13 protein-coding genes are annotated in these 25,070 nt (G+C 64.0%); 6 read left to right on the forward strand and 7 right to left on the reverse strand.

Annotated features, from left to right (window positions below; all coding sequences use genetic code 11):
* Window positions 1-222: 222 nt before the first annotated feature.
* From QTI45_RS32895 to QTI45_RS32910, 4 genes are all read left to right on the forward strand, one after another.
* Complete coding sequence (locus QTI45_RS32895; protein ID WP_286657343.1) at window positions 223-546, forward strand: hypothetical protein; 324 nt, start codon at window positions 223-225, stop codon at window positions 544-546.
* Between the two features lie 34 nt (window positions 547-580).
* Window positions 581-4,846, forward strand: coding sequence for a PAS domain-containing sensor histidine kinase (locus QTI45_RS32900; protein WP_286657344.1), 4,266 nt, complete (start codon window positions 581-583; stop codon window positions 4,844-4,846).
* Between the two features lie 244 nt (window positions 4,847-5,090).
* On the forward strand, window positions 5,091-5,399 hold the full coding sequence (locus QTI45_RS32905; RefSeq protein ID WP_286657345.1) for a c-type cytochrome: 309 nt from the start codon (window positions 5,091-5,093) through the stop codon (window positions 5,397-5,399).
* Between the two features lie 366 nt (window positions 5,400-5,765).
* The gene (locus tag QTI45_RS32910; protein ID WP_286657346.1) at window positions 5,766-11,306 is read left to right on the forward strand and encodes a trifunctional serine/threonine-protein kinase/ATP-binding protein/sensor histidine kinase; all 5,541 of its coding nucleotides are present in this window, start codon (window positions 5,766-5,768) and stop codon (window positions 11,304-11,306) included.
* Between the two features lie 57 nt (window positions 11,307-11,363).
* On the opposite strand, the gene QTI45_RS32915 is transcribed toward QTI45_RS32910, so the two are convergent.
* The 5 genes from QTI45_RS32915 to QTI45_RS32935 form a co-directional block, all read right to left on the reverse strand.
* On the reverse strand, window positions 11,364-12,818 hold the full coding sequence (locus tag QTI45_RS32915) for an efflux transporter outer membrane subunit (protein WP_286657347.1): 1,455 nt from the start codon (window positions 12,816-12,818) through the stop codon (window positions 11,364-11,366).
* Between the two features lies 1 nt (window position 12,819).
* Complete coding sequence (locus tag QTI45_RS32920; RefSeq protein WP_286657348.1) at window positions 12,820-15,975, reverse strand: efflux RND transporter permease subunit; 3,156 nt, start codon at window positions 15,973-15,975, stop codon at window positions 12,820-12,822.
* 6 nt (window positions 15,976-15,981) lie between these two features.
* Window positions 15,982-17,199: an efflux RND transporter periplasmic adaptor subunit gene (locus QTI45_RS32925; protein WP_286657349.1), complete on the reverse strand. Its 1,218-nt coding sequence runs from the start codon at window positions 17,197-17,199 to the stop codon at window positions 15,982-15,984.
* 658 nt (window positions 17,200-17,857) lie between these two features.
* Window positions 17,858-18,529, reverse strand: a complete 672-nt coding sequence (locus QTI45_RS32930) for a response regulator transcription factor (protein ID WP_286657350.1) — start codon at window positions 18,527-18,529, stop codon at window positions 17,858-17,860.
* 118 nt (window positions 18,530-18,647) lie between these two features.
* Window positions 18,648-18,995 carry a hypothetical protein gene (locus tag QTI45_RS32935; protein WP_286373226.1) on the reverse strand — a complete coding sequence of 116 codons (348 nt, stop codon included), beginning with the start codon at window positions 18,993-18,995 and terminating at the stop codon, window positions 18,648-18,650.
* A gap of 141 nt (window positions 18,996-19,136) precedes the next feature.
* Here QTI45_RS32935 and QTI45_RS32940 point away from each other — a divergent pair, with 141 nt between their 5' ends.
* Window positions 19,137-22,196 (forward strand): sensor histidine kinase, encoded by a 3,060-nt coding sequence (locus QTI45_RS32940; protein WP_286657351.1) that lies wholly within the window; start codon window positions 19,137-19,139, stop codon window positions 22,194-22,196.
* Window positions 22,193-22,825 carry a response regulator gene (locus QTI45_RS32945; RefSeq protein WP_286657352.1) on the forward strand — a complete coding sequence of 211 codons (633 nt, stop codon included), beginning with the start codon at window positions 22,193-22,195 and terminating at the stop codon, window positions 22,823-22,825. Before QTI45_RS32940 ends, QTI45_RS32945 begins: the two co-directional genes overlap by 4 nt.
* Window positions 22,826-22,931: 106 nt before the next feature.
* On the opposite strand, the gene QTI45_RS32950 is transcribed toward QTI45_RS32945, so the two are convergent.
* The gene (locus tag QTI45_RS32950; RefSeq protein WP_286657353.1) at window positions 22,932-24,008 is read right to left on the reverse strand and encodes a glycoside hydrolase family protein; all 1,077 of its coding nucleotides are present in this window, start codon (window positions 24,006-24,008) and stop codon (window positions 22,932-22,934) included.
* Window positions 24,005-25,070, reverse strand: a 1,066-nt coding sequence (locus QTI45_RS32955) for a di-heme oxidoredictase family protein (protein ID WP_286657354.1), incomplete at its 5' end; no start/stop codon positions are given. The genes QTI45_RS32955 and QTI45_RS32950, both read right to left, overlap by 4 nt.

The following is a 25,070-nucleotide window of genomic DNA, read 5'->3' on the forward strand; positions in this document are numbered from 1 at the left end:
CTCGGCGCTGGCAGCGCGTTGGAGCAGTCGTCGCTGCAACGGCAAGTTAAGGGACTTGCCGGACCAGGGCAACCGGGTCACGTGGGCCTGCCGCGACGCGGCAGGGCAACCGGGTCACGTGGGCCTGCCGCGACGCGACGAGAGCCTCACCTGCACGCGCAGAGTCTGGTTCGGAGACCAGTACCAAAGTTCAATTGACGATAGCCCGAAGACTTTGGAAGCTTGCTTCTGCGGTGCATTTCCTTCAGTTTTGATGCCAAGCAGGGTGCGGCTGCGCTGTGGGAGGCCACCCAGGCCGAGCAAGCGCGCTGGAAGCATCTGCGCCAAGAATGGATCCGACATGGCTACACCCTCTTCAACGGTGACGACGAGCAGTACGGCGTGTTCCCGCTGCTTGTCAGGGACAGAATGATCGGCGGCCACCAGGCGGTCCATGCGGGGCCCGGCACAGCATCAGCGCCGTTGCCTTCGTTCACCGTCGTGTGTGCTCACGCCGAATGCCCTTCAGTTCAAACCACGGAGACCGCAGGTGAAGCGCGCGTCTGACGTGGGGGCTGGGTCCCGGTCAGCAGTGGCGGAGATGGCCCGCGTTCGCCGCTTCCTGGACAACCTGGGCAGTCTCATGGGCGTTGGCTCCCTCGGGTCCGGCTCCGATCCGGCGGCGATGGTCGACGCCTTGCTCGAGGCGCTGGCCCGAGTGCTCGGCAAATCGTTCATCTACGTTCGCATCAATACTCCTCGAGCGCGTGAGCCGGAGGAAACGGTCCGGGTCAGCGACGGATGGGCCGGGATGCGTGTCGCACGAGACTTCGGCGAAGCGCTGCAGTGCTTGGGGGATGGGACGATGAGCGATCCCCCGCGGGGTTGCTGGCATCTCGATGGTGAGGAAGTGTGGGTCACACGAGTGCCGCTGGGATTTCGCGCTGAACTCGGTGTCCTTGTCGCCGGTTCGACACGGGCAAGTTTCCCCGAGCAGACCGACAGGCTCCTCCTGGAGGTCGCAGCGAACCAGGCGACGCTGGCGCATCAGCAGGCGCGACTTCTGGAACAAGAGGGAAAGGAGGGCTTGCGCGTCGAGTCGGCTCTTCTGGATGCAGAAAGAGAATCGCTCTCGATCGTCGACGCGATTCCTGGCCTGGTTGCGCTACTGTCGCCGAAGGGTGACGTCGAAGTGGCCAGTACGCAACTGCTCGAACACTTCGGACAAAGCCTCGAAGAGCTGAAGCGGTGGGGCACCAACGGCACCGTACACCCTGAGGACCTGCCTGAGGTCGCCGAGACATTCGCACGCTCGGTGGCCGCAGGTCAGCCCTACGACATCCTGCAGCGTCTGCGCCGTGCGGATGGTGCCTACCGCTGGATGCAGAACAGCGGCTTTCCGCTGCGCGCTCGCACAGGCGAGATCGCACGTTGGTGCGTGCTACTGACCGACGTCGACGACCAGAAGCGAGCCGAGGAGGCGCTGCGCGAGAGCGAACGTCAGGCGCGCCTGATCGTGGATACCATTCCGGGCCTGGTGGTGATCCTCACGCCAATGGGTGAGGTCGAATTCGTCAATGGCCGCACCGTGGACTACCTTCGCATGGATTTGTCGGCCGCGAAGGGTTGGGCAACCAACGGCATCGTCCATCCCGACGACATACCGCGCGTGTTTCCGGTTTTCCAAGGCGGTGTCGCCTCGGGGGAGGCCTTCGAGTACGAGGTTCGCCTTCGCCACCTGGACGGCGTGTATCGGTGGTTCCAACTGCGCGCGCACCCACTTCGTGACAGCGCGGGCGACGTTGCACACTGGTATGTGCTTCTTTCGGACATCGACGGCTTGAAGCAGGCAGATGCCGCAAAGCGTGACAGTGAACGAGAATTGCGACTGATCGTTGACACCATTCCGGGCCTCGTTGTGATTCTGGCCGAATCAGGGGCTGTTGATTTCGAGAACCGCCGAACGCGTGAGTATCTGGGCCCTGCGCTTGCCGACACGGGGCAGTGGGCGTCGAACGGCATCGTTCATCCGGACGACCTTCCTCGCGTGCTCCCCATTTTCGGTCAGGGTGTCGCGTCTGGTGCGCCCTTCGAATACGAACTTCGACTTCGGCACGTGAGTGGTGTCTATCGCTGGTTTCAGCTTCGTGCGCATCCGCTACGCGATACCAGCGGTGACGTGGCCCGCTGGTACGTTCTGCTTTCGGACATCGACGAGAAGCGTCGAGCAGAAGAGGCTCTGCGGGAAAGCGAACTCGAATTCCGGCTGATCGTGCAAAGCGTCGCGGGGATGATCGCGGTGTTCTCCCCGACCGGGGAACTCAACGGAGGCAATCAGCAGCTGCTCGACTATTTCCGGCAACCGCTCGAAGAAGTAGGCCGCTGGGCGACCAACGGGATGACGCATCCCGATGACCGTGAGCACTGTATCGCCAGCTTCATGGGATCGGTGGCCTCCGGCCAACCCTACGACTTCGAAACGCGATTCAAGCGCTTCGATGGCGTTTATCGCTGGTTCCAGATTCGCGGACATCCGCTTCGCGACGGCGACGGAGCGATCGTGCGATGGTACGGTCTTCTGACAGACATTGATGATCGAAAACGCGCCGAGCAGCATCTTGCCGAGAGCGAGCACAGATTCAGATTGGCGATAAACGCTCTTCCCGCACCGGCGTGGTCCACGCGTCCGGATGGGTACTGCGACTTTCTCAGCGAGCGCTGGCTTCGGTACACCGGGTTCTCGGAGACGCAGGCCCTGGGTTGGGGTTGGGGCGATGCGGTTCATCCCGATGATGCGCCCAGACTCGTGGAGAAGTGGCAGGTAGCGCTGCATTCGGGCACGCCGATCAACATCGAGGCCCGCATGCGCCGCTTCGATGGCGAATATCGCTGGTTCCTGTTTCAGGACAATCCGTTGCGGGGCGAGGACGGTGCGATTGTCAGATGGTACGGCGCTTGCCTTGACATTGAGGATCGCAAGCGTGCCGAGGAGGCCTTGCGAGCGAGCGAGATCGATCTCAGGCTCATCATCAACACGATCTCCGGAATGATCTGCCTGTTCACTCCGGATGGCCAGCTCGAAGGTGCCAACCAGCAGTTTCTCGACTACCTGAAACAGAGCTTCGAGGAAGCCAGTACCTGGGCGACAAGCGGCAGCACCCATCCTGACGACCTCGCTCATTCTGTCGCCGCCTTCGAGCATGCGATCGCGACCGGCGAGCCTTACGACTACGAATCGAGGGTCCGGCGCTTCGATGGTGCGTATCGCTGGTTCCACATCCGTGGCCAAGCGCACCGCGACGCTGCGGGATCCATCGTCCGATGGTACGCCCTGTTGGTCGACATCGACGACAGGAAACGGGCGGAGCGAGCCCTTGAAGCCAGCGAGCGCAACCTCAGGCTCACGATCGACACCATCCCTGCGCTGGCGTGGTCCGTGCGTGCGGACGGCACCGCAGATTTCTTCAACCAGCACTACCTGGACTATGTGGGCTGCTCAGTGGCCCAGATGCGCGACTGGAACTGGACGAGCAGCATCCATCCGGATGACCTGGCCGCTGTCGAAAGAGCTTGGGAAGGCTTCCGCACTGCCGGGACAGGCGGCGAAGTTGAAGCGCGGATCAAACACCACGACGGCGCGTACCGGTGGTTTCTGTCTCGCGTGAATCCGCTTCGCGACGAGTCTGGCGCCGTTGTCAAATGGTACGGCGTCAACACTGACATCGAAGATCGGCGTCTCGCCGAGGCCGCGCTGAAGCGCAGCGAGACCTTTCTCGCGGAGGGCCAGCGCATCAGCGCGACCGGAAGCTTCTTCTGGCACTTGACCACCGACGATCTCACATTCTCCGAGGAGCTGAACCGCATCTTCGGATTCGAGCCTAACGCGACTGTGACTTTCGATCGGATTCGCGATCGCGTTCATCCGGACGATCTGCCGTTGCTCGCCCAAAAGATGGGAGATGTCCGATCGGGCCGTGACAATCCTGAGTACGAGATACGGCTGCAAATGGCAGACGACACGATCAAGCACGTGCAGGTATTTGGCCGGGTGATCTGCCATGCGGATGGCAGCCTGGAATGTCTCGGTGCAGTACAAGATGTCACGCAGCGCAAGCTTGCCGAGCGAACACTCGATAGAGTCCGATCGGAACTCGCCCACGTGACACGCGTCATGAGTTTCGGAGCGCTGACCGCATCGATTGCTCACGAGGTCAATCAACCGTTGTCGGGGATTATCACCAACGCCAGCACTTGCTTGCGCCTGCTGGCATTGAATCCACCGAACGTGGAGGGTGCCATTGAAACTGCGCGCCGCACGATACGGGACGGCAACCGTGCGTCCGAAGTCGTGGCTCACCTGCGCAAACTTTTCTCGAAAGTGAGTGAGCGAAGCGAGAACGTCGATCTCAATGAGGCCGCCGCCGAGGTCGTGGCGCTGCTCTCGAGCGATCTTCAGCGCAATCAGATTGTCGTCCACACCGACTTTGCTGACTGCCTTCCGACCGTTCCTGCGGATCGGGTGCAACTGCAGCAGGTCATCGTGAACCTCCTGGTGAATGCTTCCGATGCAATGAGCGCCATTCGTGACCGACAGAGACAGGTCGTCATTCGGACGAACCGAGATGGCGACCAAAGCGTTCGCCTCAGCGTGCAAGACGCCGGTGTGGGCATTGACATTGAAGATCCCGAGAAGATCTTCCAACCGTTTTTCACGACCAAGCGCAGCGGCATGGGAATCGGGCTCTCGCTCAGTCGAACCATCATCGAAAGTCACAGTGGACGCATCTGGGTCGAACCCAATGCCGATGGCGGCGCCACCTTCGCGTTCACCATCCCCGTCATCCTCAGGGAAGCCGGTACGACCTAGATTTCTCGAGGCGCGTGTCAGATCGCGACTTTCGGGCCGACGACGGATGCCAAGACCTCTCCGAATGCGATGCAGCGACCTGGACCAATGACGGATAGTCGGGGGGACAGTTCGCGGGCACGATTCTCACAGGCTCGCGATGGAAAGCCTGGGATGCTCAAGCCGAGCCACTCAAAGCCGGTAGCGTCGCGCGCGTAACGATGCGCGGGGGCCACTCCCTTTGTAATTTTGGATGTCAAATGATATGAAATCAATCGTGGTCCTAGCCGTTGTGGGGCTGTCGTTGTCGAGCGCCGCAGCGGTCGCAGACGAGCAGTTGTACAAGACCAAGAACTGTGTCATCTGCCACAAGACCGATCAGAATTTCCTGGGCCCCTCCTTCACAAGCGTCGCGGCCAAGTACGCCGACGACAAGGGGGCAGACGTGAAGCTCGCACGCAAGATCCGCGAAGGGAGCATCGGTGTCTGGGGTCCGACCCCGATGCCGGCACAGCCCCAGGTGACGGAGGCCGAGGCGTTGACGCTTGCGCGCTGGATACTGGAGATCAAGTAGCGCCTCCTGAGCGTGACTGGTGCGTGCGGCCGCGGAGGGCTTGCGTGCGCTAGCTGATGCTGCACAATGCGGCGCCGGACTTGCTCGCCATCGACTTGCTTGCCCGCGGGGTGAGCCGCCCTGGTGGCAATCCCGGCGAGCCCGCAGAGACTCCCTAACCCACATGCTGGGTTTCGGCCTCCCTCGAAAGTGGCGCCTTGTCATGCCCGGGTGTTGAGTGACGGCGCCGCGCATTTTGGCGTACGCTCTCTGGCATGCAGAGGCGATTCACCATGTTGCCGGGCGGGCGGCCTGGGTCACGCTGCTCGAGTCGCGCGTGTGGGCCACGCTTGCCCCGGCGAGGTGGCACACGATGACTATGACCACATGGTCGCTGCCGGCGGCGGTATGAATCGCCCTATACAGATACTCTGGCAAGACGATGAGCGACTCTTCTGTCGCACATGGCATGACGATTCGGACGGCATCCGTCAAGCGGCGCTGGCGGTCATGCCGTCCGCGGAGCACCCAACCCCTGCAAGCATCGATCGCTTGGTTCACGAGCACTCGCTGAGAGAAGGGCTGGACCGCGAATGGGCCGCCCGCCCCCTTGAACTTGTGCGGCATGGGGGGAAGACCATGCTCCTGCTCGAGCCTTTGGAGGCGAGCCCGCTGGAACTGGCGATCGGAAGACTGTCGGAGCCTGGCAAGTTTCTTCGCCTCGCTGTGGCGATGGCGTCTGCGATCGCTGGCATGCATGCCAGTGGGCTTGTCCACAAGGACATCAAGCCTTCCAACATCCTCGTGGATGAGATCAACGACCGGGTCTGGCTGACCGGCTTTGGCATCGCCTCCCAGCTGCCCAGGGAACGTCAAGCCCCCGTGCCCCCCGAGTTGATTGTCGGAACGCTGGCTTACATGGCGCCCGAACAGACCGGGCGGATGAATCGTTCGATTGACTCGCGCAGCGACCTCTATGCACTGGGCGTCACGTTCTATCGCATGCTGACGGGAAGTCTTCCCTTTACGGCGACGGACCCTATGGAGTGGATTCACTGTCACATTGCGCGCAAGCCCATTCCTCCGCGCGACCGGCTGATCTTGACCGGTGTCGAGATTCCCGTCCCGATCTCCGAATTGGTCATGAAGCTCCTTTCCAAGACCGCAGAGGAGCGATACCAGACCGCGGTTGGCCTTGAGTCGGACCTCAGACGATGTGCTGCTCAATGGCATGCTGCTGGGCGCATCGACGTCTTTCCTCTGGGGGGCACCGACTTGCCAGGTCGTCTCGTGGTTCCCGAGAAACTCTACGGCCGCACGCCCGAGATCCAGACGTTGCTCGATTGCTTCGACGTCACTGCAAAAAGCGGCAAGAGTTCCCTTGTATTGGTTTCGGGCCCTGCGGGCATCGGCAAGTCATCGTTGGCCAGCGAAGTGCACAGGGCGCTCCTTCCCTCACGTGGCTTGTTCGCTTCTGGAAAGTACGATCAGTACAAGCAGGACATTCCGTACTCGACGCTTGCGCAAGCCTTCCGAAGCCTCGTCCGGCCCATGCTCGGCAAGAGCGAAGCCGAGCTCGGTCCATGGCGATCCATAGTGCTCGATGTCGTGGGCCCGCACGGTCGCATCATCACGGACCTGATTCCGGAGTTGAAGCTGATCATCGGAGAGCAGCCGCCGGCGCCCGAACTACCGGTTCATGACGCGCAACGGCGCCTGCAGCGACTGCTTCGACGCTTTATTGGCGTCTTCTCGCGTCCGGAGCAACCTCTGGTGCTGTTCTTGGATGATCTGCAGTGGCTCGATATTGCAACGCTGGACCTTGTTGAAGATCTGCTGGTGCAGCAGGACGTTCGGTATCTATTGCTGATCGGAGCCTACCGGGACAACGAGGTCGGCCCGAATCATCCGTGGATGCAAAAGCTCGAGGCGCTCGACGCAGCGGGGACACCGATCCACAGAATCAACCTGCGGCCGCTTGAGTATGGCCAGGTTTCTCAGCTGATCGCAGACGCGTTGCGTTGCGACGAGGAAGGAGTCGACGGGCTGGTGCAGTTGGTCCTCGAGAAGACCGACGGCAACCCGTTCTTTGTGAATCAGTTCCTTGCCGCCCTGGTGGACGAGGGACAGATCAAGTTCGATCGTCGGCGCTCCAAGTGGTCGTGGGAATTGCATCGTATCCGCGCCATGCGCTATACGGACAACGTCGCCGACCTCATGATCGCGAAGATGGCCCGTTTGTCGGTTGAATCGCAGAACGCGCTGAGGCACCTTGCGTGTCTTGGAAACGCCGCGACGATTGCCACTCTGTCGGTCGTGCAAGGCATTGCTGATCAAGCGGTTCACCTCCAGTTTCGGGAGCCGCTTCGCATGGAGCTTGTAGAACGCGCCGAGAACTCCTATCGGTTCGTGCACGACCGCATCCATGAAGCGGCATACGCGCTGATTCCGAGCGCCGGACGCGCCGAGTTCCATCTGCGAATCGGTCGATCCCTGGTAGCGCACACACCCAGCGAAGTTCAGGAAGAGATTGTCTTTGACATCGTGCACCAACTGAATCGCGCCATCACACTCATCTCGAGCCACGACGAGCGCGACCGACTGGCCGCGTTCAATCTCCTCGCCGGCAAGCGTGCGCAGGCCGCAGCCGCTCATGCCTCTGCCCGTGGCTATCTGATGACGAGCGCAGTATTGCTGGGCGACGACGGTTGGCTGCGTCGCCCCGAACTCCTGTATGCAGTGGAACTGGAGCGCGCGCAGGTCGACATCGCGTCTGGAGCCGTTGCCGAAGCGGAGCAGCGATTGTGCGCGCTTTCCAGCCGTGTGGCTTCCATCGCGCAGCGCGCGGGCGCGGCCTGCCTGCTGGTAGACCTGTATCAGTCGATGGATCAAAACGAGAAGGCCCTTCAGGTCGGACTCGAGGTGTTGCACCTCGTCGGCATTGACTGGTCTTCGCGCCCCACGGAGAGCGAGGCGCGACAGGCATTCGAACGCATTCAATCTCAGCTCACGGGGCAAAGCGTCGGGGAACTCATCAACCTGCCACTGATGAGCGATCCGGCCTCGCTGGCGATCCTGGACCTGATGATCAGGGTGGCGGTGCCCGGGTTCTTCGCCTCCTCACACCTCTTCGCCGTGGCCGTATGCCGCGCGGTCAGCCTTGGCCTCGAGCAGGGCCACAGCGTCGCGTCGCCACTGGCCTACGAGTTCCTTGCGATGTTGGCCGGCCCTCATTTCGGCGACTACGACGCAGGCTATCGCTTTGGGCGGCTGGGGTGTGATCTGGTCGAGCGTGCGGAGTTGTCACAGTTTCGCGCCAGGACGTACACGATCTTTGGATTCATCACCCCGTGGACGAGACATGTGCGTACGGGCCGCGAATATCTGGTCCGCGCGTTTGACGAGGCGAATCGCGTTGGCGATGTCACCTATGCAGCCTATCCCCGCGCCCAGCTCAATACCAACCTGCTCTTCAGTGGCGACCCGCTGTCGGAAGTGCAGCGGGAGGCCGAGCAGGGCCAGGCGTTTGCGCAAAAGGTGAAATTCGGGATGATCGCCAGCTGGATGGCCGGCCAACTGGGACTCATCCGGACCCTGCGCGGCCTGACGAAGAGGTTCGGCTGCTTTGACGATGCGAACTTCACCGAAGAGGAGTTCGAGCATCGGGTTGCCAACGACTCTGCGCTGGCGCTTCCAGGATGCTGGTACTGGATCCGAAAGCTGCAAGCCAGCTTCTTGGCGGGGGACTACGTGAGTGCCCTCAGGGCGTCAGCACACGCCGAGCCCCTTCTCGAAGCATCGATGTCCCACCTGGAGACCGTCGAGTACCACTTCTACGACGCACTCAGCCATGCGGCGGCGTTTGAATCGGCATCGACCGCTGCAAGGACGCGACACATGGCGGCGCTGTTGGCAGGCCACGCGAGGCTCGACGCCTGGGCCGATGCCTGCCCCGACAACTTCTTCAACCGCGCGGCGCTCGTCGAAGCGGAGATTGCCCGGATACAGGGAAAGGAACTCATCGCCGAGCGTTTGTACGAACGTGCCATCGAATCGGCAAGTGCCGGAGGCTTCATTCACAACGAAGCACTGGCCAACGAGCTGGCTGGACGGTTCCATGCAGATCGCGGCTTCGAGAGGATCGCCAACTGGTACTTGCGGGAGGCTCGACAGGGCTATCTCCTTTGGGGCGCGGACGCCAAGGTGCGCCAGCTTGATCAGCGGTACTTGAATGTGAAAGGAGGCAAGCCAATGCGCGATGCTGGCCGGATCATCGCGAGTTCCGTCGAACAGCTTGACCTGGCCACTGTGATCAAGGTCTCGGAGGCGATATCCGGTGAGATCGTCCTTGACAAGCTGATCGACACCCTCATGCGCGCCGCGCTCGAGTTCGCTGGCGCCGAACGGGGTGTGTTGGTTCTTCCCCGCAACAACGAGCACAGAATCGCGGCGGAGGCCAGGATGGGCAGTGATGGCATCGACGTTTCTCTGCGCCCGGCCGGACTCACCTCCGCCGATCTCCCGGGATCTGTCTTTCAGTATGTGCTTCGCACGAGGGAGAACGTGTTGCTGCAGGACGCGTGTTCCGAGATGAGCGAGTTCTCGAACGATGAATTCATTCGATTTCATGGCACGCGGTCGCTGCTTTGCCTGCCGCTTCTGAAGCAAACGCGCCTGCTGGGCGTTCTCTACCTCGAAAACAATCTGGTGCGCGATGTCTTCACTTCGGACCGCATGACCGTTCTCAAGCTGCTGGCGTCAGCAGCCGCGGTCTCGTTGGAGAACGCGGGCCTGTACCGTGACGTGCAGGAGCGTGAAGGGAGGGTGCGCCGGCTGTTCAACTCGAACATCATCGGGATCTTCACGTGGAACCTGGACGGCCGGATCCTTGACGCCAATCAGGCGTTTGGGCGGATCGTCGGTTACGGCGACGACGAACTGACGTCGGGTCAGGTCCGCTGGCGGGACTTGATGCCAGCCTCGTGGGATGAGGATGACGATCGGATCATGAGGACCCTTCAGGCGACCACGGTGGCCCCACCCTTCGAGGGCGAATACGTCAGGAAGGACGGCACGATCGTCCCGGTCCTGATCGGGATCGCGATGTTCGACGGGTCGCCGATAGAAGGCGTCGCCTTCGTCCTTGACCTGACGGATCGCAAGAAGGCCGAGCAGGCCGCGCGCGACAGCGAGCAGCGCCACCGCGATGTGGAGCTCAAGTTGCTGGATGCGAACAGGGTTGCGAGCATATCGCTGCTGTCCGCATCGATCGCGCATGAGATCAACCAGCCGCTATCGGGTATCGTCACCAATGCGAGCACTGGCCTTCGGATGCTGAATGCCGAGCCCCCGGATATCGACGGCGCGCGCGAGACCGCGCAGCGGACCCTACGTGACGGCAATCGGGCCGCGGATGTGATCACCCGATTGCGTACTCTCTTCCGAAACGGCGATTTGTTGCTGGAGCCGATGAATCTGAATGATGCGACGCGTGAAGTCGTTGCCATGTTGTCGGGTGAGCTTGAGAGGAGCGAGGTGATCCTTCAACTCGGTCTTGCTGACAGCCTGCCTTTGGTCACAGGCGACCGCATCCAGCTCCAGCAGGTCATTCTGAATCTGATTCGCAATGCCTCGGAAGCAATGGCTGATGTGCACGACCGCCCGCGGCGGCTGGTGATCCGCACCGATCTGCAAGGGGGCGATCACGTGTGCGTGAGCGTCGAGGATGCAGGTGTAGGACTCGATGGTCAGAACGTGGAAAGGATCTTCGACGCGTTCTACTCGACCAAAAGCGTGGGCATGGGCGTCGGCTTATCGGTGAGCCGCTCGATCATCGAGCGCCACGGTGGTCGCCTGTGGGCGGAGCCGCATGATTCGAACGGCGTCACCTTCCAGTTCTCGGTGCCTGTCGATCGACCCGATGCCTGAACGGGACATGGCGCCGCCCATTCGAAGCTCGCCAGGATGGCGTGTGCTCGTCGCGTGTCAGTCATCGGCGTCGACCTTCGGGTCGCCGGTATCCCGGATCCATCCCCCACCGAGCGCGCGGTAAAGATCGACGAGGCTTTCCAATCGGTTCAGGCGGACTGATGCCAGCGCGAGCTGGGCGTTGTACAGGTCCGTCCGGGCCGTCAGTACCTGGAGGTATCCGTCCACGCCGCCCTCGTAGCGCAGCTGCGCGAGCCGCACCCGCCTGTCTTCCACCTCGGTGAAGCGCTGAGCGGACGCGAGCTGGTCGCCATAGGTGGCCCGGGCGGCGAGGCCATCGGCGACCTCCCGAAATGCGGTCTGTATCGCCTTCTCGTACTGCGCGACGCCGATCTCCTTTCGCACCTTCGCGATGTCGAGATTGGCGCGGTTGGTCCCGCCGTCGAAGATCGGCACCACGAGGGAGGGAACGAACGACCATGCGGTCGATCCAGCACCGAACAGCCCACCCAGTGCAGAACTCGCCGAGCCGAATGTCCCGGTCAGTGTGATCCGCGGAAAGAACGCCGCCCGGGCAGCGCCGATGTCCGCGTTCTCGGAGCGCAGCAGCGCTTCGGCCTCCAGGATGTCCGGTCGGCGCGTCAACAGGTCGGATGGCAATCCGGCCGGGACATCGTCCCGAATCGCCTGATCGCTCAGCCGCACAGGCGGTGGCAAGGATGACGGCACCGTCTCTCCAACCAGTAGCACCAGTCCGTTCTCCGCCTGGTCGCGCAGGCGCAGCTGCTCGGCCTCTCTGCCCCGGGCCTGCTCGACCAGTGTCTGCGCCTGGCTCAGGTCGAGGTCGGAGGCGGTGCCCACGTCGAACCTGCGTTGCACGATGGCGAGAGAGCCACTGACAGCCTCGAGCGTCTTGCGCGTGACGGCGAGTTGCTCGTCGAATGCGAGCATGCTGAGGTAGTGGTCGGCAACCTGGGAAACCAGCAGCATCTGCGCCGCCTGGCGCGCGTGCGAGCTGGCCAGGTATTGATCGAATGCCGCATCGTCGAGGCTTTGCAAGCGTCCGAAGAAGTCGATCTCCCACGCGGCGGAGAGCCGCACCGTCTCGGAGTTCGCGACCAGCGGCTTGCCGCCCTGCGCTACGCTGCCGGGCGTGCGCGACCGTGAGCCCTCGCCGCCGGCTCTGACCTGAGGGGACAAGGCAGCGCGCTGGACACGGTACTGCGACTGGACCTGCGCCACGTTCAGCACAGCGACGCGCAGGTCGCGGTTGTTGCGCAGTGCCAACTCCACCAGGCGACGCAAACGCTCGTCGGCGAGAAAATCATGCCAGCCGATCTCTGCGGCCGTCTGCTTTCCTGCCCCAACGCCCGCAGGCATTGCGCGGCCCCCACCCTCGGGCCAGGCGGCGGCGACGGGCGCAGCGGGCCTCTGATAGCGAGGCTGCAGCGAGCAGCCTGCCAGGGCGGTCGCCGCTGCCAGCACGAGGACCCCAGACCTGAGGATGCGCATCTCAGCCACCTTCGAGCGTCGCGCTGGCAGACGTGGCCTGTAGCGGGCGCGCGTGCCTGGCCGTCGCCAACCTGCTCGCGACGACGACGTAGAACATCGGGATCATGAAGATGGCGAGGAAGGTGGCAGTGACCACCCCTCCGATCACGCCGACGCCGATCGCGTTCTGGCTGGCCGAACCCGCGCCGTTGGCGAGCGCCAGCGGCAGCACGCCCAGCCCGAAGGCCAGGGAGGTCATGACGATCGGCCGCAGCCGCATGTGCGCTGCCTGGATGGCCGCGTCGCGGGCACTCTTTCCATGGGCCTGCAGGTCGCGGGCGAACTCCACGATCAGGATGGCATTCTTGGCCGACAGCCCGATCGTCGTGAGCAGACCCACCTGGAAGTAGACATCGTTGGAGAGGCCGGCCAGCGATGTCGCGGCCAACGCCCCTACCACGCCGAGCGGGATGACCAGCATGACCGAGACCGGTATCGACCAGCTCTCGTACAGCGCGGCCAGGCAGAGGAACACCACCAGGATCGACAGCGCATAGAAGTACGGCGCCTGCGAGCCGGACTGCTGCTGCTGCAGCGACACGCCGGTCCACTCGAAGCCGATGCCCTGCGGCATCTGCTTCATCAGTCTCTCCATCGCGGCGATGGCCTGGCCGGTGCTCCGGCCCGGCGCGGCCTGACCCTGGATCTCGATCGCAGACACGCCGTTGTAGCGCTGCAGTTGCGCCGGGCCAAAGGTCCATGAACCTCGGGCAAACGACGAGAATGGTGCCATGCCGCCCTGGCCATTGCGCACGTAGAGACGGTCCAGGTCCTCGGGGTTCATGCGAAAGGGTGCGTCCGCCTGCACATAGACCTTCTTGATGCGGCCGTCGGTATCAAGGAAGTTGTTGACGTACCGCGATCCCCAGGCGATCGAGAAGGCCTGGTCGGAGTCCGCGATGGAGACGCCAAGGGCGCTGGCCTTCTCGCGATCCGCGTCGATCCGGAAGGTCGGGTTGTCCGCCAGTCCGTTGCGGCGCACCAGGGCGAGATCGGGCTCGTGCCTGGCCAGCTCCAGCAACCGGTCGAGCGCCTGAGTCAGCCGCTCATGGCCGACGCCGCCGCGATCCTGCAACTGGAAGTCGAAGCCGGCGGCTGTGCCCAGTCCCTGTATCGCAGGCGGGTTGATGGGGATGATCACCGCGTCCTTGTATGACGCGAAGCGTTGGCCCAGTCGCCCGATCAACGCATTGGCGCTCAATGCACGACGCGTCCTCTGGCTCCAGTCCTTCAACTGAACGTACACCAGCCCCTGGTTCTGGCCACGGCCGGCGAAATTGAAGCCGTTGACCAGGAAGTTGCTCTCGACGGTATCGCCCTCGTTCGTCGCCAGATAGTCTGCAATGGCATCGAGCGCAACGCCTGTGCGTTCCATCGTCGCGCCTGGCGGCGTCTGCACCTGGATGAACAGGAAGCCTTGGTCCTCGGTCGGCAGGAAGGAGGTCGGCAGATGGCTGAACAGCCACACGACGGCAGCGAGCATCACGGCATAGACCGCGAACCAGCGCCCGGAGCGGCCGATCACATGGCACACGCCGTGGACGTAGTGTATTCGCGCCCGCTCGAAGTTTCGTTCGAACCAACCGACGAATCCCGTCGTCTGTGCGCCCGCATCCCTGGAAGGCTTCAGGATCAATGCGCACAATGCCGGCGTGAGCGTGAGTGCAACAAACACCGAAAGCAGCATCGCCGAGACGATCGTGAGCGAGAACTGGCGATAGATGGCACCGACGGTGCCGCTCGAGAAAGCGACCGGCACGAACACCGCGCAGAGCACCATCGCCACGCCGACGAGCGCGCCGGAGATTTGCCCCATCGCTTTGCGGGTCGCTTCGACCGCGGGGAGGCCCTCCTCTTCCATGACACGCTGCACGTTCTCCACCACGACGATCGCATCGTCCACCAGCAGGCCGATTGCCAGTACCAACCCGAACATGGACAGCGCATTGATCGTGAAGCCCAGCACCCCCATGACGCCGAAGGTCCCGAGCAGCACCACCGGCACCGCGATAGCGGGAATGACGGTTGCGCGAATGTTGTGCAGAAAGAGCAGCATGACCAGGATGACCAGCCCTATGCCCTCGAACAAGGTCTTCACTACTTCCTTGATCGACTCCCTGATGAAGGGCGTCGAGTCGTTCGGATACACGACTTTGAGGCCGGGCGGGAAGTACTGCGAGAGTTCTTCGATGCGCGCGCGCACGGCCTTGGCGGTCTGCAATGCGTTCGCGCCCGTGGCGAGTTGCACTGCGATGCCTGCGGCTGGCCTTCCGTTGTACCGGGTATCGACCGCGAAGCTCTCGGCACCGAGTTCGATGCGCGAGACATCACGCAGGCGCACTTGTGAACCGTCAGCCAGCTCCTTCAGCAGGATCGCTCCGAATTCTTCCGGCGTGCGCAGCAGCGTCGCGGCGGTGATTGTCGCGGTGAGCTGCTGGTGGCCTACGGCCGGCGCACCACCCAGCTGGCCGCCGGAGATTTGCACGTTTTGATCTGCCACCGCCTCGGTGACGTTGACCGGTGTGAGCGCATAGCTGTAGAGCTTCTGCGGATCGAGCCAGATTCGGATCGCGTACTGTGTGCCGAAGACGTTCAGGTTCCCCACGCCGTTGATCCGGCTCACAGGGTCCTGGATATGCGACACGACGTAGTTGGCGATGTCGAACTTGTTCATGCTGCCGTCCGTCGATACGAAGGCGGGCACCAGCAACGAAGCACCGCTGGACTTCGTGACGCGGACCCCGGTCTGCTGCACCTGCAAGGGCAGCAGCGGCGTGGCGAGCTGCAGCTTATTCTGCACCTGCACTTGGGCAATGTCCGGGTTGGCTCCCGGCGCGAAGGTCAATGTCGTGGTCGACTGGCCGGTATCGTCGCCGACCGAGGCGATGTACAGCAGATGGTCGATGCCGTTCATCGATTGCTCGATCACCTGCACCACCGTGTCCTGCACGGTGGTCGCAGAGGCGCCGGGATAGGTGGTTGAGACCTGCACCGAGGGTGGCGCGATCTGCGGATATTGCTCAACCGGCAGAGTGAAGATCGACAGGGCACCTGCGAGCATGACGAGGATCGCAAGGACAATCGCGAAGATGGGCCGGTCGATGAAGAATCTGGCCATCGCGGACTACTTCCGGTACGCCTTGTATTCGACGACCGGGCGATCCGGCAGGCCGCTCGAACCTGCGACGGGGGCTGCGACCACTGGCGATCCGATCGGGCGCACAGCCATCCCTTCCGTCACCTTCTGGAGGCCGGCCACAATGACTTTCTCGCCTTCCGCCAGGCCGCCATCGACCACCCAGTGGTCGCCGACGACGCGGGTCGCCTGGACCATACGCGTTGCCACCTTGTTGTCTGCCCCGACGACGAACACCGTGGCTTGGCCTTTTGGATCGTGAGTGACGCCGACCTGTGGCACCAGCATGGCGTTCTCATCCACACCTTGGTCGATGCTCGCGCGAACGAACATGCCCGGCAGCAACAGGTGATCCGGATTCGGGAAGACCGCGCGGATGGTCACCGAGCCGGTGCCAGCATCGACCGTGACATCCGTGAACTCCAGCGTGCCGGACAGCGGGTACATCGTGCCGTCTTCCAGCGTGAGTTGCACGTTCGCGGCGTCCGCGCCGCTCTGCTTCAGCTTTCCGGAAGCGATGTCGCGGCGCCATTGAAGGCCGGCCAGGCTGGACCGATTCAGGTCGACATAGATCGGATCGAATTGCTGCACCGTCACCAGCAGCGTCGCTACGCCGCCCTGCACATAGGCGCCCTGGGTAACCTGAGAAATACCCACCCGGCCGCTGATCGGCGAGACGACGTCGGTGTAGGCAAGGTTGATCCGTGCTGACGCGACGGCTGCCTTGGCCGAGGTGACCGAGGCCTGCGCCTGGCCCTGTGCGGCGATCGCGTTGTCCAGTTCCTGTTTGCTCACTGCGTTGGCGCCGATGAGTTGCTTGTCACGCTGCGCCAACGCATTGGCGGCAACCACATTCGCCTGTGCGTTCTGCAGCGTCGCCAGAGCGCTGTCCAGCGCAGCGCGATACGGAGCAGGATCGATCCGGTACAGCAGCTGATTGGCCTTGACGTCCGAGCCCTCCTCGAACTCGCGCTTCAGGACGATCCCGTCGACCCGCGCTCGTACCTGCGCCACGAGATACGCCGATGTGCGTCCGGGAAGCTCGGTGCGGAGCGGCACCGGTTGCCGATGCACGACGGCCACTTCGACCTCCGGCACCTGTGCGACCGGCGAAGTCGGCTTCGAGTCTCCGCAGCCCGCAAAGAGCAGCAAGACGCCAAGCGCGACGCCGTTGCCGTGCTGCAGGAGTGCTTCATGCAAGAGCATGGGGCCGAATCCAGTCAATTGAATTAACGTTGTGCGAGGCCAGTCTCTGGAAAGGCTGGACGACGTTCTGCAGCGTACGAGCGCACTGCTTCTCTCGCATCGGGCCGGCGGCGGTGAAGTCCGTGCTACCAAAGTGACAGTCGGATGCCCGCCCCAGGCACAGGCAGGCAAGGGGCCGAGGCGGACGGAACTATCCCCGCGGTCGTTCGGCCGACCTCACGACATCAACAGGAGGAGTGTTCGCACCCATGGCACATCTGCGTCGTTGTCCTTCGAGTCGGAGTGCCGCCCCCGGCAGCAGGATCTGTTGACGGAGCTGTTCCGGGCACGCCATGCGGCGAATGGGGCGCACATGGATCTGAGCGTCGAAGCCCCGCCAGCCGCCGCTGGACATGATGGGCGAGACAGCCGGCCTCGCCGAGAACGTGGTAACCGATATCAGCACGCGTGCGGCGCGTCCGCCGTTGGGTTGGATCGCCACGGCGTGAGCAGCCGTTGCATGTGTGAGCCGGCGATGACACCGCGAGGTGGCGACAGGCGCGTCCCTGGCCACACGCAACGCCGGCCTCCAGTTGCTCTGGGGAAGAATGGCCCGCCCCTGCGGGCTGCCGCGGGTCTGCGCAGAAGCGTTCGAGCGCCCGCAGGGCTCGGGGTGCGCCTACTGGAGTTGAAGCGGGGGCGTTGCTGAGGAGAGATCGGCTCCCATGCCGATCAGCTGCGCGAACGAGCGGGCGCGCATCTTCCGCATCACGCTGCCGCGGTGGGCTTTGACCGTGATCTCGGAAATGTAGAGGTCGGCGCCCACCTCCTTGTTCAGTCGTCCGGTGACGATGAGGCGCATCACTTCGCGCTCGCGCGAGCTCAGGGTCAGCCAGCGGCGCTCCAGCTCGCGGATGCGCACGACCTCGTCGAGTTCGTCACAGGCCTGTTTGATCGCGAGCTTGATCGACCGTAGCAGCGCCGCTTCGGCCACCGGCTTTTCGAGGAACTCGAACGCACCGGCCTTCATCGCCTTCACGGTCGTCCGGATGTCGGCCAGACGGCTGGTGACGATGACCGGCATCTCGCGACGATCGGCCACCAGGCGTTGCAACTCAAGGCCGCTCATGCACGGCAGGTGCTGCTCGACCACCAGGCAGCTCGCCGCAACGACGCGCGGCCGGTCCAGGAATTCTTCGGCGCTCGCGGCCACGGCTGAATGCCAGCCGGCGCTCTCTACCAATCCCGTCAATCGCTCGCGGATCGATGCGTCGGGCTCCACAATGAAGACCGTAGGAACCGTCAGCGTCTCCGAGGCTGGACGCCTGGAGCAGGGATTTGTGTGTTCCATCTTTACTCCTTCACGATGAGGCTGCGACACCACATCTTTCGTGCGGGGGAGCCAAAGGTCACGCCCCGAAGTGGGGGTTCCGCGCTGCCCAGATAGGGCGGGCGCGTCCGTGCGGTGATCAGGGCGGGGGAACGACAACCACGCGTCTGCCGAAGCGATAAGAGTCCAACGAGTAGGCCCCGGGCCCCAGAAGGCACAGCGCCAGCGCATCCAGCATCACGAGGCTCAGCAGCGCGAGGCTCGGGGTACCCAGTAGCGTCCAGGTCCAGACGTGCGACGCGAGTGCAAGGAGCGAGGCGATAGGCGTGAGCCATCCCAAGCTGAGCGAAATGGCCAGGATGAGTCCGGCGCCCTGGAGCCACACCGAGAGCGCGTCTTTGAACGCGTAGTTCTCGGCGAACAGCGCGAGCACGACCGACGCCCGCAGCGCAACGAGCGCGAGCCCCGGCAGCCCGTCGGGAAACATGGTGAAAAGCCTCTGCACACGAGAGAGGATGCGCCAGATGATGGAGCTGGGGCACTCAATATCCGGGTAGGGTAAAGCGCCACTTTCGAGGGAGACGGGTCTACCCGTCCCGTGTTAAAAATGCGCCCCGGAGCGCGCGGCTTGAAGCATTTTTTCTTAGTTTTAATCGTGTGGATCCAGTTCGGCTCTGCGTGCGCGCAGGGGCTGGACGCGCCGCTGCCACTGCTCAATCACCGGGCGTACACGCCACTAGACGGCTCACCGAGCACCGTGAGCGCGATCGCGCAGGCGCCCGACGGCACCTTGTGGATCGGCGGCGTCGGCGGGCTGAGCCGCTTTGATGGCCTGCGCTTCGTCAGCTATCCCTCGGCATCGGAAGATCCACTGCCGTCGAACGAGGTGTCGAGCGTCGCCGCGATGCCGGACGGCGGGATCTGGGTCGGTTTTGTCCGCGGTGGCGCGAGCTACATCAGGAACGGACGCGTGACGTACTACGGCGACCGCCACGGTTTTCCACTTGCGACGGTGGTGAAGTTCGCACTGGATTCAAACGGGGTGCTGTGGGCCGCATCGACCACCGGGCTGGCGCGGCTCAAGGGCGAGCGCTGGGAGGCCGACGTCGACACGGTGCGGTTTGACAACTCGGTGCGGGGCTTTCTCATCGATCGGGAGGGCGTCCAATGGGTGGCCACCTCCGAGGCGCTCTTCGCGCGTCCGCAGGGGGAGCCGCACTTCCGCGAGGTGCTGCGCGCCCCGTTCTTTCTAAGCGCTGCCAATGCCTTGGCCGAGGCGCCGAATGGCGAGGTCTGGGCGGCTGCACAATCGCAGCTGTTCAGCGTCCGGGGTGCGCGTGATAACTTCGCCCACCGCGAGGTGTCTTTGCGGGGATTCAAGGGTCGGCTCCTTCGGCCGATCGCATTCGATCGCCATGGCAATCTGTGGGCGGCGACGGAGGGCGGCTTACGCCGCGTGCCGGCCCGGGCGCTGGAATCCGGCAAGGTTGAGGAAGAGACTTTCCTCGCCTCGGAAGGCCTGAGCCACAACGAAGTGGTCTCCATCCTGCAGGACCGTGAGGGCAACGTCTGGATCGGCACCTACAACGGGCTCGACCGCCTCAGCCCAAGCAACGTCGTGCGCTATGCCCAGAACTGTTCACCGACGGCTTTCGCGGCTGGCGACGCCGGCGCGCTCTGGATCACCTGCCGCAGTGTCGGAGAGACTTCGGAGAGCCGGGACGGGAAGATCCTGAGCCGCCACGACACGCCAATGTTCAGCGCGGCGCATCGTGCGACCGACGGAACCCTGTGGTTCGGCGCTGGGAAGGTGCTTGCGCATGTCGAGAACGGGCGCTTCGTCATGCAGCCACTGCCTGCGCAGACGGGCGATCTCCCCGTCCAGGCGCTGATCCGCGACGCCAAGGGCGGCGTGTGGATTTCCGCCTTTCGTGGCCTGTTTCGTCTTCAGGATGGCGTTTGGAGCAGGAACGGAAGTCTTGATGAACTGCCTGAGCGAGGGCCGCTCGCGATGGAGGTCGGGATCGATGGCGATCTATGGCTCGGCTACCGCAACGGCAGGCTCGCGCGCGTCCGGGGGCAGGCCGTGCAGATGTTCGATGCCCGTGACGGCCTGGATGTCGGAGGCATCATGACGATCCATTCGCGGGACGGCGAGGTCTGGATTGGCGGTGAACGCGGTTTCGCGCTCTACCACGGCGTACGCTTCACGACGATCCAGGGCATGTCGGCCGTTCCGTTGCGGGGCATCTCGGGCATCGTGCGCACGCGCAACGGCGACCTGTGGCTCAACGGCGTGGCGGGCATTTCGCACATCACGCGGGAGAACATCGAGGCCGCTATCCTCGATCCTTTGCATCGCGCGACGCTGGACACCTTCACCTACCTGGACGGAGTGCCGGGTACCGCGCCGCAGCTGCGGCCCACGCCTTCGGCGATCGAAGCGACCGATGGCCGCATCTGGTTCGCGACCACCGCGGGGCTGGTCTCGATCGATGCTCGCCGGCCCGTGCGCAACACAATGCCGCCGCCTGTGAAGATCTGGGCGCTGACCAGCGGTGACAACCGACACGTTCACACGGGAGAGGCGATCCAGTTGCCCGTGCACACCAACCGCCTGCAGATCGAATACAGCGCGGGCAGTCTCACGGTGCCAGAACGCGTGCGCTTCCGGCACAAGCTCGAAGGCCTGGATCGCGACTGGCAGGATGGGGAGGGGCGGCGCGAAGCTGTGTACGCGAACCTGGGTCCGGGCGAGTACAGATTCCGCGTGATCGCGGCCAACAACGACGGGGTCTGGAACGAGACCGGCGCATCGATGGCGTTCTCGATCGCGCCGGCCTTCTACCAGACGCGCTGGTTCAGCGCGCTGTGCGCTTTCGGCGTCCTGCTCCTTCTGTTCGGGCTCTACAAGTTCCGCCTGCGCCAGGTCTCGGCCCAGATCCGCAGCCGCCTCGAAGCCCGCCTGGCCGAGCGCGAGCGCATCGCGCGCGAGCTGCACGACACCTTGCTGCAAGGCATGCAGGGCCTGATCCTGCGCTTCCAGGCCGCCACCGACCGCATCCCGCCCGACGAGCCCGCCCGCGTCCTCATGGAGAAATCTCTCGACCGCGCCGACAGCCTGCTCGCCGAAAGCCGCGACAAGGTCAAGGACCTGCGCCCCTCGGCCAGCGATGTGAGGACGCTCGAAGAGGCCCTCGCGATCGAAGGCACGCATCTGGCCGAACTGCACCCCGCCACGTTTCGCCTCAGCGTCCAGGGCGCGGTGCGGCCGCTGCACCCGATCGTGCAGGAGGAAGGCCTGCTGCTGGCCCGCGAGGCCCTCGGCAACGCGTTCCAGCACGCCCACGCCCTCCACATCGAGATCGAAGTGACCTACGGCGACGAATCACTTCAGCTCCGCGTGCGCGACGATGGCCAGGGCATCGGCTCCGACATGCTCGCGGCGGGGCGGCCCGGCCACTTCGGAATGATCGGCATGCGCGAGCGCGCCCACAAGCTCGGGGCGCAACTGCAGCTCTGGAGCAAGCCGGGGGTCGGCACCGAGGCCGAACTGCGCGTGCCCGCGAGCGTCGCCTACCCGCGGGTGGAACAGAATCCGACCGGACTCAAGCGCTGGGCGGTCGCATTGCGCGCCATTTTCAGACCGCAACAGCGCGGCATCAAACAAGCAGGAACGCCTCCATGAACATCGAACCCAAGCCCATCCGCATCTTGACAGTCGACGACCATCAGCTGCTGCGCGAGGGCATCGCCGCGGTGCTCGATGCGCAGGAGGACATGACGCTCGTGGGCGAAGCATCGAGCGGCGAGGAAGCGGTCGAGGCATTCCGGCGCCTGCGACCCGACGTCACGCTGATGGATCTGCGCATGGCGGGCATCAGCGGCATCGAGGCGATCACTCGCATCCGCGCCGAGTTTCCGGGCGCGCGCATCGTGGTGCTGACCACCTATGCAGGCGATGTGCAGGCAGCCGCCGCGTTGAAGGCCGGCGCCTCGGGCTATCTGCTCAAGAACCTGTTGCGCAAGGAGCTGATCGATACCATCCGGGTGGTCCATTCGGGACGGCGCCGCGTGCCGGCGGAGATCGCGACCGAGATCGCAGAGCACGTCGCGGACGATCTTCTGACCGATCGCGAGATGCAGGTGCTACGGGGAGTGGCTTCGGGCAAGTCCAACAAGCTCATCGCCGTCGAACTTTCCATCTCCGAGGGCACGGTGAAGACGCACATGAAGAGCATCTTGCCCAAGCTCAGCGCCAACGACCGCACCCACGCCGTAACCATCGCGCTGCGACGCGGGATCCTGGATCTTTGAGCTTCGTTGCCCGTCAGCATTGAAGTACCTTGGGTCGCGGCCAAGCTTCGCGAGCCACACGCGGCGCCCTCGATCAGCGCGCGGGAGCGAACGCCTCTGCCGAGCATCAAGGGTTGGAAATCCGCGCCCCTTCCTCAAACCGCAGCCGCAGGTAGTGGCTGCCCAGCGGCGTGAGCTGACCATTGGCTGCAAGCAGGCTCGTGTGGTGCGGATCGCCGCCTTGCGTCCATCGGCCGGTGAACCATGCGTACCGGAACACGTCAGCGCGCGCCTCGCACAGTGCGACCAGCTCGGTCATCTGCGCCATTTGCTTTTCCACGGTGTCGATCTGCGCACTGCCGTCACCGTCGTGCCAGTTGGCGAATTCGGTGACCCAGAACGGCTTGCCGTATTTCTTCAGGCGGTCGAGTTGTCCCTCGAGGCCGTAGTCGTACCAATGGAAACCCAGATAGTCGATCTGCGGATCGCGGTTGCCGTTGGTCGCACGGTAGGCAGCATGGAAAGCATCGAGCCACACCACCGGATCGGCAAAGCCCGGCATCGTGCCCCAGGTCATTGCGGGACCGACGAGTCGCACGCCGGTCCGTGCGGCGATCGCCTCATAGCGCGGCCACAGCTGCGCGGCCTGCGTCGGCGTCAGGTTGGCCTGGTCGACAAGGTTCGGCTCATTCAGCAACAGCAGGTGCCGGATTTCCGGATGCGCTTGCAGGAAGGCGAGTGCCTGCGCATCGTTGAAGTCGCCCCAGAGCATCGGGATGAAGTCCATCCTGAAGCGCGTGGCATGGTCCGATGGAGCGCCTGTGTTCGGCCGCAGGCCCCAGTCGTACCACCAGCTGACTCCCGGCGCGAGCGCATCCATGTCCTGCTCCGTGGCGAGGTCGTAAGCGACGCCACGCTTTGCGCTCTTGCCAAGGCCAGGGCCGCTTCCCGACGCCGGCGCGGTCACCGGTGCGCCCGTTGCCGGAGGCGAAGCCGGGGTATCGACGCTCGCGACACCGCTGCCACCGCTACCACCGGCACCGACGCTTGCGCCACCACTGCCGATTCCGCCAGCGCCGCCGCCGCCGCCACAGGCGGCCAGGCCTCCCGCAGTGAGGGTCGCAACGGCCGCGACCAGCAGCCGCCGGCGCTCCTCGCGCGAACGCGGGCTCACCTGCAATGTCGTCATGTCGGCGTGCGTCACAGGGAGCTCAGGAAAGCGATCACCGCGGCCCGCTCTTCCTTCGACATCGCTTCGAATTTGTTGCGGCTCGCAGCCGCTTCGCCGCCGTGCCACAGGATGGCTTCCATCGGCGTGCGCGCGCGACCGTCGTGCAGGTAGCGCGCGTTCTGGTCGCTGCCCTGTACATAGTTCAGCGATCCCAGGCCCCACAGCGGCGCGGTTCGCCACATGCTGGCGGTGGCCTTGCCCTCGGCCAGCGTGTCGGCCAACCCCGGTCCCATGTCGTGCAGGAGCAAGTTGGTGTAGGGGCGAATGGTCTGATCGCGCAGCTCGGCAAAGGGATGCTTTGCGCCCGTCTTCAGCTGGGGCGTGTGACAGGCCACGCATTGCGCCTGCGCGAAGAGCGTGCTTCCGCGCACGATCTGCCCAGTGTTCACGTCGTGTTCCGGCGAGACGCGGGTGTCGGCCGGGAATCCGCTACGCAGGCTGCGCTGCGCGGGTACTGCCAACAGCGAAAGGTAGTCCGAAAGGCGCTCCAGTTCGGTTTCGGAGATCGCCGTGGCGCCAGTCGCGTTGCGGCAGTCCGGATCCAGCCGCTGGCAGCCGCGCGACGGAAACACCGGGCTGGTGACGCCCATGTCCTTGAGCAACGCGTCGCCGATCTGCTGGCGCAACGTGGCCTTCGCGGCCTTCCAGCCATAGCGGCCGAGGTGGACCTTGCCGTTCTCAGGATTGGTCACCCAGTTCGGAACGCCCCTGACCCCGTCGCCGTCCCGGTCGGTCGGGTCGGCAAGCGCCAGGATGGTGGCTTCGTCGATCGCTTCGATCAGCCCCATGCCCACGATCTGCGCTGCCTGGCGCACGGAGTACTTCGCCGGTGCCGGGCCCTTGAACGCATAGATGGGCTTTCTCAGCTCGACCTTTTCACCATCGGGCAAGGTGTATGTGGTGGTGTCGTACGACTGGACGCTCACGGACAGGTCCGTCGCGTTGGCATCGCGGCTGCGCTGCTGCACGTTCAATCCGTACGTCGCATCAGGCAGGGGATTGGCAGCCGTCGACGCGGCGGCCGCGGTGAGCACG

The organism is Variovorax saccharolyticus (assembly GCF_030316765.1).
Taxonomy (GTDB): domain Bacteria; phylum Pseudomonadota; class Gammaproteobacteria; order Burkholderiales; family Burkholderiaceae_C; genus Variovorax; species Variovorax saccharolyticus.